General features: G+C 68.1%; 13 protein-coding genes. 7 read left to right on the plus strand and 6 right to left on the minus strand.

Translation table 11 applies throughout. The annotated features are described in order from the left end of the window. Positions 1-33: 33 nt before the first annotated feature. From OXI49_05620 to OXI49_05635, 4 genes are read left to right on the plus strand one after another with little or no spacing between them, the layout of a single operon-like run. On the plus strand, positions 34-1,521 hold the full coding sequence (locus tag OXI49_05620) for a hypothetical protein (GenBank protein MDE2689974.1): 1,488 nt from the start codon (positions 34-36) through the stop codon (positions 1,519-1,521). A 10-nt stretch (positions 1,522-1,531) separates the two neighbouring features. Then, positions 1,532-3,712, plus strand: a complete 2,181-nt coding sequence (locus OXI49_05625; protein MDE2689975.1) for a TonB-dependent receptor — start codon at positions 1,532-1,534, stop codon at positions 3,710-3,712. A 16-nt stretch (positions 3,713-3,728) separates the two neighbouring features. After that, positions 3,729-5,465, plus strand: coding sequence for a DNA topoisomerase VI subunit B (locus OXI49_05630; protein MDE2689976.1), 1,737 nt, complete (start codon positions 3,729-3,731; stop codon positions 5,463-5,465). Between the two features lie 5 nt (positions 5,466-5,470). Then, positions 5,471-6,580, plus strand: a complete 1,110-nt coding sequence (locus tag OXI49_05635) for a DNA topoisomerase IV subunit A (GenBank protein MDE2689977.1) — start codon at positions 5,471-5,473, stop codon at positions 6,578-6,580. Between the two features lie 4 nt (positions 6,581-6,584). Here the strand turns inward: OXI49_05635 and OXI49_05640 are convergent, their stop codons facing one another. From OXI49_05640 to OXI49_05665, 6 genes are all read right to left on the minus strand, one after another. Then, positions 6,585-7,649 carry a DUF1214 domain-containing protein gene (locus tag OXI49_05640; GenBank protein MDE2689978.1) on the minus strand — a complete coding sequence of 355 codons (1,065 nt, stop codon included), beginning with the start codon at positions 7,647-7,649 and terminating at the stop codon, positions 6,585-6,587. Then, positions 7,646-8,887 (minus strand): sulfotransferase, encoded by a 1,242-nt coding sequence (locus tag OXI49_05645; GenBank protein MDE2689979.1) that lies wholly within the window; start codon positions 8,885-8,887, stop codon positions 7,646-7,648. Before OXI49_05645 ends, OXI49_05640 begins: the two co-directional genes overlap by 4 nt. A 2-nt stretch (positions 8,888-8,889) precedes the next feature. Further along, entirely contained in the window at positions 8,890-9,192 is a 303-nt protein-coding gene (locus tag OXI49_05650) for an SCP2 sterol-binding domain-containing protein (protein MDE2689980.1), read from the minus strand. Between the two features lie 59 nt (positions 9,193-9,251). Further along, positions 9,252-10,706: a serine hydrolase gene (locus OXI49_05655; protein ID MDE2689981.1), complete on the minus strand. Its 1,455-nt coding sequence runs from the start codon at positions 10,704-10,706 to the stop codon at positions 9,252-9,254. 16 nt (positions 10,707-10,722) lie between these two features. After that, positions 10,723-11,487: a class I SAM-dependent methyltransferase gene (locus OXI49_05660; GenBank protein ID MDE2689982.1), complete on the minus strand. Its 765-nt coding sequence runs from the start codon at positions 11,485-11,487 to the stop codon at positions 10,723-10,725. 81 nt (positions 11,488-11,568) lie between these two features. Continuing rightward, positions 11,569-12,378, minus strand: a complete 810-nt coding sequence (locus tag OXI49_05665; protein ID MDE2689983.1) for a glucose 1-dehydrogenase — start codon at positions 12,376-12,378, stop codon at positions 11,569-11,571. Between the two features lie 48 nt (positions 12,379-12,426). Between OXI49_05665 and OXI49_05670 the strand changes: the two genes are divergently transcribed. The 3 genes from OXI49_05670 (at position 12,427) to OXI49_05680 (ending at position 17,854) form a co-directional block, all read left to right on the plus strand. Beyond that, positions 12,427-14,241: a tRNA uridine(34) 5-carboxymethylaminomethyl modification radical SAM/GNAT enzyme Elp3 gene (locus tag OXI49_05670; GenBank protein ID MDE2689984.1), complete on the plus strand. Its 1,815-nt coding sequence runs from the start codon at positions 12,427-12,429 to the stop codon at positions 14,239-14,241. Beyond that, the gene (gene pncB / locus OXI49_05675) at positions 14,238-15,656 is read left to right on the plus strand and encodes a nicotinate phosphoribosyltransferase (GenBank protein ID MDE2689985.1); all 1,419 of its coding nucleotides are present in this window, start codon (positions 14,238-14,240) and stop codon (positions 15,654-15,656) included. Before OXI49_05670 ends, pncB begins: the two co-directional genes overlap by 4 nt. A 74-nt stretch (positions 15,657-15,730) precedes the next feature. After that, the gene (locus OXI49_05680; GenBank protein MDE2689986.1) at positions 15,731-17,854 is read left to right on the plus strand and encodes an NAD(+) synthase; all 2,124 of its coding nucleotides are present in this window, start codon (positions 15,731-15,733) and stop codon (positions 17,852-17,854) included. Positions 17,855-17,881 lie beyond the last annotated feature (27 nt).

Below are 17,881 nucleotides of genomic sequence, written 5' to 3' on the forward strand. Positions count from 1 at the left end.
AGGCTTCGCGGCGGACGGCCAGCGGAGGATGAGATGAAGGGACCTGCACCGATCGGCTCAGCGGCTCGTGCACGGACGGGGCGCGGCGCACGGACCAGGCGGCAATCCGGCCGCGTTCTCGCGTACATGGTCATCCTCGCTCTGGCTGCCGGGTTCGCCTGGGCCCAGGAGGCGGAGGAGCCCAGCGAACTCGACCGGGTGCTGGCGATGCACTACGAGGCGCGGGGCGGCCTCGAGAACTTGCGCTCGATTCAGGGAGCGCGAGCCACCGGGACGATGTCGGTGCAGGGCATGGAGGCCCCCTTCACGATTCACCTGCGTCGACCGAACCAGGTCCGGGTGGAAGGCGATTTCGGTGGCATGGCCCTGATCCAGGCGTTCGACGGCGAGCAGGCGTGGGGTCAGGCGCCCGGCCAGCCCAGGCCGGTCGCCCTCGAAGGAGAGGTGGCGGCTGCCCAGGCCGCGGACGCCACGTTGAGCAGCCCCTGGTTCGAGTACACGGAGCTGGGCTACGAGGTGGAACTCGCCGGCCGGGAGGAGATCGAGAGCGGCGAAGCCTGGAAGCTCGTGGTCACCGCGCCCGGCGGCGTGGCGCACCAGGTCTTCATTGGCACGGAAGACGGGCTGGAAAAGAAGAGGATCTCCAGGGCGGATTTTGGATTCGGGCTGGAGGATTCGGAAACCCGGTTCGAGGACTACCGGGACGTCGATGGCCTGATGCTGGCGCACCGGCAGATCCTCGTCTCGTCGTTGGGTGAGATGCCGTTGATCCTGGATTCGTACGAGGTCAACCCCGAGATCGATCCGGACATCTTCTTCATGCCGGGGCAGATGGCGGATGCAACACTGGATCTCGACGGGGTCCTGGAGCGCCATCGGAGCGCGCGCGGAAGCTCGGCCGCCGAGGTCGAGACCGTGAGCGCCGCCGGCACCGTCGTCCTGCTCGGCTTCGAGGTGCCGATGACGGTGGCCTTCGCGCGGCCAGGTTCCTTCCGCATCGACATCGACATGCAGGGCCTGCCGATGGTCCTCGCCTACGACGGCGAGACCGCCTGGAACGTGTCGCCGATGCAGGGCGTCATCGAGCCGTCGCCGCTGCCGGAGGAGATGGTCGGGGCGGTGGGGATCCTCTCCGACTTCCTGTGGGGCGGGCTCGCGAGCAGCGGGGAGGCCTCGCTGGCGGGTATCGAGAAGGTCGAGCGCGACGAGACCTACCGGCTGGACATCCTGACCGCGGCCGGCGAAGCGCGCGCCCTCTACCTGGGCGGCGAGGACTTCCTGGAGCGCCGGGTCGTCTTCGAAGGGGCGTTCCTGCAGTCGGCGGGAGAGATCGATGTGACGATCGCCGACTACATGGACGCGGGTGGACTCAAGGTGCCGGGCAAGATCCGGATCGCCGTCGAGGGCGCGGTCGCCGTTGAACTGAGGATCCAGGAAGCTGAAGCCGGTGCCGAGATCGATCCCGCATCGTTTACCATGCCCGCTCCCGCCGACCCGGAGACTCCGGGTCCGGCTCTCTAGGAGCTTGCGCATGCCGATCCCGCCTGCCGCCTCGATGACGCGAAGGCCTGCCGGCCGTCCTCGCGATCGCGTCTTCCTCCTCGCCGCTGCGTTCGCCGGCGCGCTCCTCGCCTCGGCGTCGTTCGCGGCCGCGGACGCTTCGAACGATGACGGTGCCGACCCGGTCGAGGACCCTGCCCTTGCAGAGACGATCGTCGTCACCGCGGCCCGGGCCGAGCAGGAACTCGGCCAGGTCACCGCCAGCGTGTCGGTGCTGTCCGGCGACGAGCTCCGGGCCAGCGCTTCGCTTGCCCTGGACGACACGATGCGCCGTGTGCCCGGCTTCAGCCTCTTTCGCCGCAACAGCTCGATGGTCGCCCACCCGACCAGCCAGGGCGTCTCGCTGCGCGGTATTGGACCCAGCGGCGTCAGTCGCACCCTGGTGCTGCTCGACGGCCTTCCACTCAACGATCCGTTCGGCGGCTGGATCTACTGGGGACGGGTCGGTCGCGAGAGCCTGGACCGGATCGAGGTCGTGCGCGGCGGCGGCTCGAGTCTCTGGGGAAACTCCGCCCTGGGCGGCGTGATCCACCTGGTCACGGCGACCCCTTCGGAAGCGGGTCCCGGGCTGAGCCTCTCGGCGCTCGCCGGCGACCACGGCGTACTGTCTGGCGACGCCTGGTTCGGGCAGGGGTTCGAGAGCGCGTCGTTGACCCTGTCGGCGAGGAGCTTCGACATGGACGGCTACCCGGTCGTACGCGACGACCAGCGCGGCCCGATCGACGTCGACGCGTTCTCCGAGCAGACGAGCGTCGGCGGCCGGCTGGCGTTCTCCGCGGGCGGGTCCGTGCAGGTCGGCATCGGCGGCGACAATCTCTCCGAAGACCGCGGCAACGGCACGCCGCTCACCGGCAACGACACGGACCTCACCTCGTTGCGTTTGAGCGCGGATGTCGTCAGCGGCCGGGGCGATACGTGGACGATCCGCGGCTTCACTCACGAGCAGGAGTTCGCCAGCCGGTTCAGCGCCCAGCAGGTCGACCGGTCGTCCGAGCGGCCGGCCCTCGATCAGTTCCTCGTCGACTCCGAGGCCACGGGCCTCGGTGCGCAGTGGGAGGGTGAAGTCGGCAACGGCCTGTGGGTCGCCGGCGCCGAGTGGCGCACGGTCGACGGTGCGACGAACGAGGACTTCTTCTACACAACGCAGTTCAACCGGCGCCGCACGGCCGGCGGCGACCAGTCGATCACGGGCGCCTACGTGCAGCGCCGCGCGGACTTCGGCGACCGCCTGACGCTGGAGCTCGGCGCCCGCATCGACCGCTGGAGCTCGGGATCAGGCAGCCGGCTGGAGATCAACAAGGCGGACGGCTCGATTCGCCGCGATGACATGTTCGAGGATCGGGAGGAGACGGCGGCGTCGCCGCGGATCGGTTTCCTCTACGCACTCGACCTCGGCTGGAGCCTGCGCGGCTCGGTCTACGGGTCGTTCCGGGCGCCGACCGTCAACGAGCTCTACCGTCCGTTCCGGGTCCGCAACGACATCACGGAAGCGAACGAGGCGCTCGAACCGGAGCGGCTCTCCGGCATCGAGTTCGGCGCCGTGCGCTACGAGGGCGGCTCGCGGCTGTCGCTGAACGCCTTCCTCAACAGGGTCGAGAACCCGATCGCCAACGTGACGCTCGCGTCGATCGCGAGCAGCCGGTTCTTCCGGCCCTGCGGCTTCGTGCCCGGCGGCGGATCCTGCCGGCAGCGGCTCAACCTGGACCGGACCCGCATTCAGGGCCTCGAGGCGGAGCTTCGCCAGCGGCTCGGCGACTACTGGCGGCTCGATGTCTCCTACCTCTACAGCAACGCCGAAGTCGACAGCGCCGCCGAGTTCCCGGAACTCGAGGGGAAGCGGCTGGCGCAGACGCCCGAGCAGTCGGCGAGCCTCGGCCTCGAATACTCGAACCCCGAGGTCCTCCAGGCGCGTCTCGGACTTCGGTTCGTCGGCGAGCAGTACGAGGACGATCTGAACACGAGGCCGCTGTCCAGTTTCGCCGTCGTGGACCTGAGCGCCGCCCGTGCGCTCAGTGACCGCTGGCATGTCTTCGCCGGTCTCGAGAACCTGCTCGACGAGGAAGTGCAGGTCGGTATCTCCGGTACCGGGCTGGTCACGATCGGCGCCCCCCGCATGGTGCATGTCGGAGTGCGCCACGTTCTGAACCCCTGAACCGAAAGGGGCAGCTTTGGCGAAGCGAGTCACAGCCGAGACCCTCTCCCGCCGCCAGCGGGAGATCTCGGTATCGGAGTTCTTCGCCAAGAACCGGCACCTGCTCGGCTTCGATTCGCTCCGCAAGGCCCTCCTGACGACCGTCAAGGAGGCGGTCGATAACTCTCTCGACGCCTGCGAGGAGGCGGGCATCCTGCCCGAGATCTGGGTCGAGCTCGAAGCGGCCGAAGGAAACAACCGGTACGTCGTGCGTGTGGCCGACAACGGCCCGGGGATCGTCGAAGCGCAGGCGCCGAGGATCTTTGGGCAACTGCTCTACGGGTCGAAGTTCCACAGCCTGAAGCAGAGCCGCGGCCAGCAGGGGATCGGCATCTCGGCGGCTGCGATGTACGGCCAGTTGACGACCGGCAAGCCGGTGTCGATCGTGTCGCGCACCGGCCCCCGTTCGCCCGCCTATGCGATGCAGGTCGTCATCGACACGAACACGAACAAGCCGAAGGCGGTCGGGAAGAAGAAGCTCGACGACTGGGATCTCGATCACGGCACCCGGGTCGAGCTGGAACTCGAGGCGCAGTACATGAAGGGCCGCCAGTCGGTCGAGGAGTTCCTGCACCAGGTGGCCGTGGCGAACCCCCACGCAACGTTGCACTACAGGGATCCGTACGGCGAAGAAACGGACTACGTTCGGGGCGTCCAGTCGAACCCGGCGGCGCCGAGCGAGATCAAGCCGCATCCGCACGGCGTCGAACTCGGCGTGCTGATGAAGATGCTGCAATCGACCCAGCACGCGACGATCAGCCAGTGCCTGTCCCGGGACTTCAGCCGGGTCTCGCCGCAGATGGCGGTGGGGCTCGCGAAACGGGCCGGGATCGATCCGAAGGCGCGTCCGAACACGGTCGTGCGCAAGGCCGCCGACCAGCTCTACCAGGCCCTGAACGACTCCGCGACCCGCATCCGGCCGCCGTCGACCGACTGCCTGTCGCCGATCGGCGTGCAGGAGTTGCTGGCCGGCCTGACCAGGGGCATCCGCGCGGAGTTCTACGGGGTCGAGACGCGCCGGCCGGCGGTCTACCGGGGCAATCCGTTCCAGGTCGAGGTCGGCCTGGCCTGGGGCGGCGATCTGCCAGCCGACGACCTGGCCAAGGTGCTCCGTTTCGCGAACCGCGTCCCGCTCCAGTACCTCGCCGGCTCGTGCTGCATCACGAAGGCGGTGATGGACGTCTCCTGGCGCAACTACGGCCTGACCCAGTCGCGGGGCGCGCTGCCGTCCGGTCCGCTGATCGTGCTCGTGCATCTCGCCTCGGTGTGGGTGCCCTTCAGTTCCGAGAGCAAGGTCGCGGTGGCGGACTACGACGAGATCCGCAAGGAGATCAAGCTCGCGGTGCAGACCTGCGGTCGCCGGCTTGGCCAGTACGTCAAGCGCAAGGCCAGGGCCAGAAGCGAGGCGCGGCGCCGGGAGGTTTTCAACCTCTACATCGAGGAAGTCGTGAACTCCGTGGAGGCGATCACCGGCAAGGACCAGAAGCTGTTCCGGGATCGACTGCTCGCGATCAGTCGCAAGAAGACGGAGCTCGCGGGAATGCTCGAGGAGCAGGAGGCCTCCGCCGACGAGCTGGAAGCCTGCGAGAACGTCCTCGTGGTCGATCCGAACGCGGAACCGGAACCTGAGCCGGAGCCGGCGGCGGAGCCCGCAGTACCTCCGCTACCTGCCGAATCCGAGCGCCTCCGCAGTTCGCAACTGGAGCTGGTGTGACTCCGATGGACGAGGAGCGGCTCAGGATCCCGACCAAACTCGACGCCAGGGCCAAGATCGAGCATCTGGCCAGGAAGACGATCGCGATGGCCCGTCGCGAGGTCGACCCGTACGTCGACATCCCCTCGCGAACGCTCTCGAACGTCACCTTCTCGAGGCGCAAGAAGATCATCGAGATGGGCGACGCGACCCAGCGGCGCTCCCTGTTCAACCTGAACCAGGCGCGCAAATACATGCAGACGCTCCTGGTCGCCCGCGGTTGTACCCAGCTCCTCGACGAACAGAAGACGACCAGCATCCGCGACCTCTACTACATGAGCAAGCACACCCTGGCCGACGGCAAGGAAAACACATTCGAGGGCCAGGAGGAATCGGACCCGATCATCGAGGACCTGGAGGTCACCCTCGGCGCCCTGCGCGAGGAACTCCACCTGTTCGCGGCCAAGCGCGGCTCGGTGGTCGGCCCGCTCACTTTGGTCGATGCCGGCGACGTGATCGACCTGTCCCGGATGGGCTCAGGCGGCTGGTCGGTTCCCGGCATCGTCGAACCAGAGACGATCCGCTTCGTCGGCCACGGCGCGAAGTTCATCCTCCTGGTGGAGAAGGAGGCCGTCTGGGCGCGGCTCAACGAAGACAAGTTCTGGAAGCGCCACAACTGCATCCTGGTCACCGGCCAGGGACAGCCCCCGCGCGGCGTCCGCCGGCTTCTGTACCGGATGGTCCACGAGCTGAACCTGCCGCTCTACGTCTTCGTCGACAACGACCCCTGGGGCTACTACATCCACTCCGTGGTCAAGCAGGGCTCGATCGGCCTTGCCTTCGAGTCGAAGCGGATGGCGGTTCCCAAGGCCCGCTTCATCGGTCTCTCCAGCTTCGATCCCGCCGCCTACGACCTCTCCGAAGACGTCAGCATCCGCCTGAACGACCAGGACCGCTCCCGCGCGAAGGAGATCCTGAACTACGAGTGGTTCAGGGCGAAGGCCTGGCAGAAGGAGATCAAGAACATGCTCAGTTCTGGGGTCAAGTGGGAACTGGAGGCCCTGTCCAGCAAGGGCCTCTCTTTCGTCACCGAGGAGTTCCTGCCGAAGAAGATCGCCGACCGCGACTGGCTCTAGCGCCTTACCACTCGCCCACCTCGACCTCGGGCGTTTCCGGCAACTCGTCGGCCAGCAGCCAGCGCGCGAAGAGAACGCCCTCGTTGTAGCCGGCGGTGCTGATCCAGTTCTTCGGCGTCTCCCGGTGGCTGAGGTAGACGACGTAGCTGCCGTCCGGCTCGGCCTCGGCGGTCTGCTTGTTGACGCACACTCGGAAGTCCTCGTAGTTCGTCGACTGCATCAGGTAGTTCCACGTCTGGAGGCCCCAGTAGCACGCTTCCGGTGACCGGAAGCGCACCTTGAGGTACTCGTGCTCCTGCAGCCGGAAGCGGCAGAAGCAGTAGATGTTGTCGACCGTCCCCCAGCCGCCCTGCTCGGGGTCGAACTCCCAGGGCGCGCAGAACTCGTTGAACGGCAGGTGTACGGGCAGCGGCGCGATCCAGGTCGTGCACATGAAGAACATCGCCATGCTGCGGATGCGTCGCGCCAGCTCGGCGTCGTCGAGGGGCAAAGCGGGCGGCTGCGGTGAGGCGTTCTCGATGCTGAGGATGCTCTCTTTCGATGACGCGCGGTCGAGGAAGTACTCGCGAGTGAAGAGCGACACCGAGTCGGGCTCGATCCGGAACTCGTTCGGACCCTGCGGATCGGGCGTCAGCCTGATCTCGAACGACCCGTCGTCCTCGAACGCGATGTCGCGGTGGTTGACGTTGAGCGTGACCCGGTCCGCCAGCTCGCCGTTGGGGTCGCCGCCGTAGAGGCAGAAGCTCAGGTAGCAACTGCCGAAGTGCCGCCCCCGGATGACGTACTCCTGGTCCCCCCGGACCTGGGAGAAGTAGTAGACCGAGTCCACGTTGTCACCGTAGAGCTTGCGGGTTCCGTCGGTGAGCCGCACGAGCCGGGGCCGCAAAGGGTCGTTGTGGAGGTAGAAGTCGACGGTTATCTGCATCAGGTGGAACAGGTGCTGGTAGCCGTCCACGTGCCCCTGGTGGTCGAGTTCCTTTTCGGGGTCGAGGAACGTCTGCTCGGCGTTGCGGATCACGTCCAGGAACTCGTGCAGCGCCTGCCGGCTCTCGAAGTCGCTGTCGCTCATCGCTGTGTCTCCAGGAAGTTGAGATAGTGGGCGTACTCGTTCTCGATCTCGGCCCGTGTCGTGCCCATCTGGTCCAGCGAGTACTCGTGGACGCCGTGCTTTCCCCGGCGCTCCTGCTGCAGGAACCGCTCCATGCGGCGCCGGTCCTCCGGCCGGAGGTTCCAGCCGAAGCGGGCGTAGATCGCGTCGACGACCGACATCTGGTCCTTGACGAAGTCGTCGAAGAAGACGTCGACCATCTGTTCCTCGCGGTCGAGCTCCCGGCGGTCGTGCAGGAACCGGCCGAAGTAGTCCGCCCAGGTCAGGAGTTGCTCGCGCGCGGTTCGCGGCGTGTCCTCGTGGTCCGAGTAGAACGACCGCATCGACGAAATCAGGCTCCCAACGGACGGCACGACGTCGACCGGGTGACGGTGGGTGACGATGACCCGGGCATCGGGATAGACCTCGAAGAGAGCCTGCAGCCGCATCAGGTGGACGGGCGACTTCAGCAGCCAGCGACGGGAGGGAACGCCGCCTGACTGCAGGAACTGGAGGAAGCGCCGGTGCCAGCGCAGATTCTCGACCTGGTCCACCTTCGCGAACCAGTCGAGGTACTCCGGCAGCCAGGCCATCGCGACGTACTGGAAGCTCGCGAAGTTGAGCGCCGTGATGCCGATGCACTCCTGTGGCGAATCGGCGGTCATGTAGTGCTTGCGCCTGAAGTCCGGCACGAACCGAAAGATCTGGTCGAACTCCTTGCGCACGGTTTCGATCCGCTCGTTGTCCTGGTAGTCGTCAGGATTCGGCGCCGGGTGGGGCAGGAGACACTCCCAGGACAAGGGCGCCCGATGGTCCCGGTCCAGATGCAGCAGGGCGTGGAGGATCGTCGTCCCGCTCCGCGGCATGCCGACGATGAAGACCGGCGCCCGGACCTGTTCGTCGCCGATCTCGGGGTGTTTCGAGAGCGCTCGCTCGACCCGCGACCGCGAGTTGGCCGAACGCTGCACGGTGCCGCGGGCGGCCAGCCGTCCGAACGTGCTCAACCGCGCGTGCGTCTCGAGCCCGTGCACGAGGCGCTCGAGGCCCTCGCGGAACATCGGATCGCGCACCTCGAACCCGCTGGCCCGGCGCGCGTTCTCCAGGATCCGCTCCGGCGTCAGCGTGAAGGGCTTCAGCCCACACCGCCGGACGACCGCTCCGACACGGTTGACGGCCTTGAGCGCGGCCGGCTGCCGGATCCGGATCGACGGGTTCGCCAAGCTCAGGTCAGCTTCTTCAGCTTGGCGGCAATCGACATGTCGCCCTTGACCTTGATCTTGCCCGATGCCACGGCCATGAACGGCTTGATCTCCTTGCGCTGCAGCTTGCCGAACGTGTCGATCGACATCCGCACCGTGCAGTCCGTCTGGACCTCCTGGCCCGACACCTTCGAGACGACGTTCGCCTCACCCGTCCCGTCGATCAGCATCTGCTCGTCGTCCAGCAGGAACAGCAACCTCTTCCCAAGGGGATCGATGCCCCCCGCCTTCACGGCCATGTCGGCAACGAACTCATCGATCGTCATCACAAGCTCCTGGTCGTGGAACCCGCGAACCCTAACCCACGCTGAGCCGGCGCCGCTGGCTAGTTCAGCGCCGCGGCCGCCTCCGGAAACGCCTTCAGCACCTCCCGCGTCATGTCCCAGCGGTCGAAGCCCTGGCGGCCCCAGTCGAGGCCACGGCGGACGATGACGAGGTCGTGGGAGGGGACGATGACGACGTACTGGCCACGGTTGCCGGCGGTGGAGTAGGCGGTTTTGGGGACGTCCTTGCGTTCGTCGGGGACGAGCCAGAACTGGCCGCCGTAGAAGTTGCCGCGGTCGGCGGTCGAGGGGGCCGGAGTGCGGACGAAGTCGATCCACTCTTCGGAGAGGAGGCGCTCGCCGTTCCAGAGGCCGTTCTGGAGGTAAAGGAGGCCGAAGCGGGCGAGGTCCCGGGCGCTGGTGTAGACCTGACTGCTGAGGATGAAGTCGCCGAAGCGGTCGGTGCTGAGCAGGGTGTTCCGCATGCCGATCCGGTCGAGCAGGCGCTTGCGCGGGAACTCGTGGTACTTCTTCTCGCTGCCGAGCGCGCGCTTCATCGCGTAGACGGCGAGCAGGGTGTCGTAGTTCTCGTAGTCCCAGTTGGCGCCCGGCTCGCGGATCAGGGCGCGGAGCCTGGCGCCTTCGACGGAGCTGGCGCCGGCCCAGTAGGACATGCCGGAGCCGACGGCGTACTCCTGTCCGCCGTTGTCCACCGTCTGCAGGCCGCTCGACATGTTGAGAGCGTGACGGAGGGTGATCGCGGAACGTGGGTCGGTCTCCGCCGCGGCGGCTTCCTTGGGCAGGAAGTCGAAGCCGAGCGGCTCGTCGAGCGACAGCTTGCCGTCGTCGACCAGCATGCCGATCAGCGTCGAGGCGATGCTCTTCGCAGTCGACCAGGTGCGCGTCCGGGTCGTCATGTCGACGCCGTCGGCGTAGCGCTCGTGGACGATCTTGCCGCGATGAACGACGAGCAGGCTCAGCGTGACCTGCTGCGGCGACTCGCGGTCGAAGGCCCAGTCGGAGGCGGCGTGGAGTGCGGCCGCGTCGATGTCGGGCGGCGGTGGAATCGGACCGGTCTTGTCGCCGTCCGGCCACGGGATTCTGGCTGCATCGCCGGCCGGTGGCGGCATCTCGATCGCGGGCAGGCTGTCGATGTCGTCCAGGGTCTGATCCGGTGCCATGACGACGCAGCCGATTCCCTCCCGGAAGGCGGCCCGCATCTTCGGCACGCCGTGGCCCGAGCCGATCGTCACGGCCTTGCGCTCCCAATCGACCTCGTAGTCGCCGCCCTTCGCGGTTCCGACCGGTTCCGGGAGGTAGGCCAGTTCCTGCGCGAAGACCTGCTGGAGCGACCGGTTCGAGGTGAACAGCCCGTTGCACATGAAGATCGCCTGCTGGCCCAGGCGGACCAATTGGCGCTGGGGCTGCCAGTAGTCGTAGGTCTCCTCCTGCTGGGCGGTGGCGGGGAGAGCAGTCAGCAGGATGGAGGCGACCAGAGCGGGACGCAGGGACTTCATGGGTTGCGATCCTCCTTCAGCCCAAAGTAGCAGCACCGTTGCGACCCCCCAGCCAGTACAGGTTCTGACGGCCCCCGGGCCCGTCGGAGCGGTAGCGGGCGACTTCGGTCAACGGGAAGCCTTCGACCAGACGCTCGAGTTCCAGTTCGTCGGCGTGGTGGCAGTAGCGGCGGGCGTCCGAGTCGCCCGGTCCCCAGCGCAGCAGGTGATCTCCGGGCTCGAGTTCCGCGGGGTCGACGCCAGCTTCCGAGGCCCAGTCGAGCCGGCGGCGCTCGAATCCGGGGTCGTCGGCGAACTGCCAGCAGGTGAGGGCGAGCAGACCGCCGGGCGCCACGGCGGATGCGGCGCGTTCGAGGGTGCGGCGCCGCGTGTCGAAGCCCGGGATGTGGTGGAGGACGCCGAACAGGGTGACGAGGTCGTAGGTCGCTTCGTCGAGGGCGCAGTTCTCGATGTCGTCGGTCCTGAAACGGATGTGGTCAAGGCTTGCGGCGGCCGCTCGGGCGTGGTCGATCAGCTCACTGCTGAGGTCGATGCCGTCGTAGATGAAGCGTCCGTGGCTGAGAAGTTCGGGGTTGTGCTGCAGGAAGAGGGCGAAGCGTCCGTTGCCGCAGCCGAGGTCGAGGACCCGCAGGGGACGGTTCGTCGGTTGAGCCGTGGTCTGGACGACCCGCCGCCAGCCCGGCCAGCCGCCGGCGTGCCGGGTGCGGTCGAAGTCGGCCGCGTGCCGCCTGTAGAAGTCGCGGTTGATCCGGCGGAGGGCGGCTTGGGTTGGCGTGTTCATGGGAAGGGAGGATGGCTGTATCGCCTTGCCGCTTCGGGGCGTCGGCCCGGATGCCGGCGGGACGCCGGCGCACCCAGTGGGTTATCCCGAACCCAGGCTGAGCCCGCCGTCGACTGCGAGCAGGGCTCCCGTGATCCAGTCGTTCGCCGGGTCGCAGAGGAAGACGACAGCACGCGCGACATCATCCGGCTCGCCGACGCGGCCCAGCGGCACCTCGTTGCCGAAGCCTTCGAGGAAGGCGGCGGCCTCGCCGGGCGGCATGATCGTCTCGAAGATCGGGGTGCGGACAACCCCGGGAAGCACGGCGTTGACCCTGATCCGGTCGGCCGCGAGTTCGGCGGCGAGGTTGCGGGTCAACGCGTCGACGCCGGCCTTCGCGGCCGTATAGACGGAGCAGTCGGCAAGCGGCAATTGGGTCAGCGATGACGAGATGTTGATGATCGCGCCGCCGCCACCGCTTGCACGGAGGTGGGGGATCCCGGCCCGGGTCACGAACAGCACACCCTTCAGGTCGATGTCGACGACCAGGTCGACGGGGTCAGGCTTAGCCACGTCCTTGTCGGCGAGCGGCCCGGCGCGGTAGACGCCTGCGCAGTTGACCAGGATGTCGAGCCCGCCGAGTTCGCGAACCGCTTCGTCCACCAGTCGTCGGGCGCCGTCGGCGCTGGAGATGTCCCCGGCGACGGCGACAGAAGTGAGACCGAGCGCCCGCAGGTCGGCGGCGGCCGCCTCGACGACGTCGTGCCGTCGTCCGCCGAGGGCGACCATTGCTCCGCCCCAGGCGAGACCTCGTGCGATCGCCAGGCCGATGCCGCTGCCGCCGCCGGTAACGAGGGCCGTGCGCCCCCCGAACGTCGGCGCGGCTCCTGTTCCGGTTGCCGTTGTCGTCATCGGTTCGTCGCCTGCAAGTGGCCGGCCCTGCCGTAGTAGGTTCCCGTCATGGCGGCGACAATAGCCCCGAAGCGCTACTCGTTCGAGCCTGAGGAGCACGCGGCGGAGCTCGGCGCGATCATCGGCGCCATCGAGAAGGCACCCCGGTTCGAGGCTGGCGACCTCGAGAACCTGCTGCGCCGCTACCCGAAGGACGGCAGGGGCTTCTTCTCGAAGAGCGAGTTGATCCGCGGGTACCGGGCGCTTCGTCCTGGGACCAACGAACGGATGTTCGTTGATCGCGTGCGGATGAAGCCCGTCCGCACGCGTAGCGGGGTCGCACCCGTGACGGTGTTGACCAAGCCGTACCCCTGCCCGGGTCGCTGCATCTTCTGTCCGAGCGACGTGCGGATGCCGAAGAGCTACCTGTCGTCCGAGCCCGGAGCGCAGCGGGCCGCGGAGCACCAGTTCGACCCCTTCCGGCAGACCCTGTCTCGCCTGCGTTCGTTCCACCATACGGGCCATGCCGTGGACAAGGTCGAGCTGATCGTGCTCGGCGGCACCTGGTCGAGCTACCCGGAGGGGTACCGGATCTGGTTCGTGCTGCGCTGTTTCGAGGCGATGAACCGCTTCTCCGAATCGCTCGGACCCGCGGCGGCGGATCCGCTCGCGCGTTTCGAACCCGAAGTCGACTTCCGGGAGCTCGAAGAAACCGTGCAAGGTGCGAATGCCCGCGCCCGCACCTACAACCAGGTCGTCTCCGGGTGGACTGCGGCACATCGTGGTGCCGAGCCGCAGGCCCGCAGGCAGGTCGCGGATTGGGCCGAACTCGAAGCGGTGCAGCAGGAGAACGAGACGGCGGCCGCTCGCTGCGTGGGTCTGTCGCTCGAAACCCGTCCCGACTGCCTCGACCGGGGCGAGGCGCTCTTCATGCGCCGGTTGGGTGCAACCAAGGTGCAGATCGGCGTCCAGAGCATGGACGACGACGTTCTGGCTCTGAACGCGCGGGGCCACGATGTGGACCGAAGCCGGCGGGCGGTGCGCCTACTGCGCCGGATGGGGTTCAAGATCCAGGCGCACTGGATGCCGAACCTCTACGGCTCGACGCCGGCGAAGGACTGCGAGGATTTCGATCGCCTGTTCTCTGACCCGGACGTGAGACCGGACGAGCTCAAGGTCTACCCCTGCTCCCTGATCGAGAGCGCCGAGCTGATGGCGTATCACCGTCGTGGCGACTGGCGGCCCTACGATCGCGATGAACTGCTCGACGTACTCGTCCACAGCCTGGGCGCGACTCCGCGCTACTGCCGGCTCACGCGGGTGATCCGGGACATCCCGGGGACCGACATCGTCACCGGAAACAGAACGACGAACATGCGCCAGGTGGCCGAAGCCGAGGCGGGCGGGCGCCGCGTCGTCTGTCGGGATATCCGGGCCCGCGAGGTCGGCGGACGGCGGGTCGATCCGGGCGAGCTCCGCTTGCGGAGGACGGACTACGAGGCGGCTTCTGGCCGAGAGGTCTTTCTCGAGTTCGTGACGGACGAGGACCGGATCGCGGGGTTCCTGCGGCTTCGCCTGCCCGGGTCGGCCGGCATGGACGCAACCTCGCTCCCGGAGCTGGCAGGCAGGGCGATCATCCGCGAAGTTCACGTCTACGGAGCGGTCGTCGGCCTGGGCGCGCGGGAGAAGGGCCGGTCGCAGCACGCTGGTCTCGGCCGGCGTCTGATCGCCGAGGCCCTGGGCATCGCGGCCGGCGCCGACTTCGAGCAGGTGGCCGTCATCTCCTCGGTCGGCACCCGTGAGTACTACCGCCGGCTCGGCTTCGAGGGCGGGGAGCTGTACCAGCACCGGTCGGCGCGGGAGTCGCTGGAGGCGTCCTCGTGAGCGCTCTGACCACCGACCTCTACCAGTTGACGATGGCCCAGGGCTACTGGCAGCACGGCCGTCACCTGGACCGGGCCAGCTTCTACATGTCGATGCGACGGACCCCGTTCGGAGGTGGCTTCGCCATCGCGGCGGGCCTGGAGCAGATCGTGTCCTTTCTCGACGGGCTGCGCTTCGAGCCAGAGGACATCGACTACCTGCGGAGTCTCAAGGGCGGTGACAGCAGGCCGCTGTTTGCCTCCGAGTTCCTCGACGCCCTGCCGGCGCTCGACCTGTCCGTCTCGCTCGCCGCGGTGCCGGAGGGCACCGCGGTCTTCGCGCGTGAGCCGCTGCTGCGGGTGGAGGCGCCCCTGCTGGTCGGCCAACTGATCGAGACGCCGATCCTCAACATCATCAACTTCCAGACCCTGGTGGCGACCAAGGCGGCGCGGCTCTGCCACATCGCTGCTCCCGGTCAGCCGGTGCTGGAGTTCGGTCTGCGGCGGGCGCAGGGCTTCGACGGCGCGCTCAGCGCCTGCCGTGCCGCCTACGTCGGCGGCTGCACCGCGACCTCGAACGTGCAGGCGGGCCAGCGCTTCGGCATTCCGGTGCGCGGCACCCATGCCCACAGTTGGGTGCAGGCGTTCGACTCGGAGCCCGAGGCCTTCGGCGCCTTCGCCGAGACGATGCCGAACAACTGCGTGCTGCTCGTCGACACCTACGATGTCGACCGGGGAATCGAGAACGCGATCGCGATCGGACGGGAACTCGAACGGCGGGGCCAGCGGCTGCTCGGCATCCGTCTCGATTCGGGCGACCTGCTGCAGCAGAGCCGCAGCGCGCGCCGCCGACTGAACGAGGCGGGGCTCGAGGACGTGGCGATCGTGGTCAGCGACAACCTGGACGAGAAGCGGATCATGGAGTTGCGGCAAGCCGGGGCCGCGATCGACACCTGGGGGGTCGGCACATCCCTGGTCACGGCTGCCGGGGGCGGCGCGCTGGGGGGCGTGTACAAGCTGTCGGCGATCCGGCGCGCCGGCGAAGAGCGATGGCGGCCGGTGTTCAAGCTCGGCGCCGGCGTCGGCAAGGCTTCCCTGCCGGGCCGGTTGCAGGTGCGCCGGTACCGCGCTCCCGGCGGTGTGCTGGAGCGCGACGTGATCTACACGGGGGACGCCAGGACCGAACCGGGTACGGAGCCCGCTCCGGCCGGCGGCCGCGACCTGCTGACGCCGGTCCTCGACCGGGGGCGGCTGCTGAATCCGCTGCCCACGCTCGAGGCCTGCCGCGAGGTCGTCGGCCGGGAAGTGGCTGGCTTGCCCGTCGGTCTGCTCGACCTCGACTGCCAGGCACAGCCGCCGGTGGAGGTCGCGCCGGAGCTGCTTGAGCTGTGTGACGAACTGGCCGCGGAGCATCGGGTTTCCGAGCGTTCGGAATGAGATGAGGGCGCCTCCTCCGGGGCCGAAGTGTCTTGCGCTTGAGGCATTTGCCGGCCAGTCGTTCATAATCCCGCATGGCCGCTTCGGATACTGGCGGTGCGGTGCGCCGCTTCGACGACCTGTACGAGCACGGCTTCGCGCGTGTGGCCGTGTGCCTGCCGCGGGTGGAGATCGGCGATCCGGCGGCGAACCTGGAGCGCACGCTCGCCCTGGCGCGTCGCGCGGACGAGTTCGATGCCGTGGCGGCGGTCTTCCCCGAACTGAACCTGAGCGGCTATTCCCTGGACGACCTGTTTCACCAGTCGGCGGTGCTGGACGGCTCGAAGGCGGCGCTCCTCGAACTGGCGGAAGCGTCACGGGACTTCCGGACCGCACTGATCGTCGGACTGCCGCTGCTTGTCGACGGCGCCGTCTTCAACGTCGCGGCGGTCGTGTGCACGGGGAGGATCGCCGGGATCGTGCCGAAGACCTACCTGCCGAACTACCGCGAGTACTACGAGAAGCGCTACTTCGCGGCCGCCGAATCGCGCCGCTCCGAGGTCGTCTCCCTGGGCGGCGAAGACGCGCCTTTCGGCGAAGACCTCCTGTTCGACGTGGGCCCCGTACCCGGTTTCCGCTTCCACGTCGAGATCTGCGAGGACCTGTGGTCGCCGCTACCGCCGAGCACGCACGGCGCGCTGGCCGGGGCGTCGGTGCTGTTCAATCTGTCGGCGAGCAACGTGACGATCGGCAAGGCCGACTACCGGCGGCTGCTGTGCGCGTCGCAGTCCGGACGGTCGGTGGCGGCCTACGTCTACGCCGGCGCCGGCGCCGGCGAGTCGACCACCGACCTGGCCTGGGACAGCCATGGCCTGATCTACGAGAACGGGGAGCGGCTGGCGGAGTCGGAGCGCTTCAGCCAGGAGGCGCAGCTCGTGCGTGCCGACATCGATCTCGAGCGTCTGGCGCAGGAACGTCTGCGGATGTCGACGTTCCGGGACGCGGCGCGCCGGGAGTCGGCTGCCGGGCGGTTCCGCCGGGTCGGCGTCGCGGTGGAGCGTCCGGCCGCCGCGGTGGCACTCGAGCGGGAGATCCCGCGCTTTCCGTACGTACCGGCGGACAGCGGTGAGCGGGACGAGCGCTGCGCCGAGGCGTTCGACATCCAGGTCGCGGGCCTGGTCCAGCGCCTGCGCGCGACCGGCATCGAGAAGGTCGTGATCGGCGTCTCGGGCGGGCTCGATTCCAGCCACGCGCTGATCGTCTGCGTGCGCGCCGTTGACAGACTCGGTCTGCCGCGGGCGAACATCCTCGCCTACACGCTGCCCGGCTTCGGCACGTCCTCACGTACCTACGAGAACGCGAAGCGTTTGATGGCGGCGCTCGGCGTCACCGCGTCGGAGATCGACATCCGGCCGGCCAGCGAGCGGATGCTGGAATCGATCGATCACCCCTACAGCCGGGGCGAGCGAGGTGCTTTGGTCTACGACGCCACTTTCGAGAACGTCCAGGCCGGTGAACGCACGTCTCATCTGTTCCGGCTGGCCAATCTGAACCGGGGCCTCGTCATCGGTACGGGGGATCTCTCCGAGCTGGCGCTGGGCTGGTGTACGTACGGCGTCGGCGACCAGATGGCCCACTACAGCGTGAACTCGTCGGTGCCCAAGACCCTGATCCAGCACCTGATCCGTTGGGAGGTCGAGCGCGGCGAGTTCGGCGCCGAGGCCAGTGAGACCCTGCAGTCGATCGTCGCCACGGAGATTTCACCGGAGCTGGTGCCGGCGGCGGAGGGACCGGAGGCGGACAACAAAGATGATCGTGCCGATCATCCGCTTGAAGGGGAGCCCGCCCAGTCGACCGAGGCGGTCATCGGTCCCTTCGAGCTCCAGGACTTCCACCTCTACTACCTGAGCCGGTACGGCTACCGGCCGAGCCGCGTCGCCTTTCTCGCTCACCACGCCTGGGGCGACCGGAAGCGCGGCGCCTGGCTCGACACGATGCCCGAGAGCGACCGGCGCGAGTACACGCTCGCCGAGATCAGGCACTGGCTCGAGGTGTTCCTGGTGCGGTTCTTCGGCACCAGCCAGTTCAAGCGGTCGGCGTTGCCTAACGGACCCAAGGTGGGGTCGGGCGGGTCGTTGTCGCCGCGAGGGGACTGGCGGGCGCCTTCGGACGGCGGACCGGCGGTGTGGGTCGAGGAACTGCGGCGAAACATCCCGTGAAGGTGCCGGCCGTTGGCCGGCGCGCTC

This window comes from Acidobacteriota bacterium (genome assembly GCA_028875725.1).
Classification (GTDB): Bacteria; Acidobacteriota; Thermoanaerobaculia; order Multivoradales; family Multivoraceae; genus Multivorans.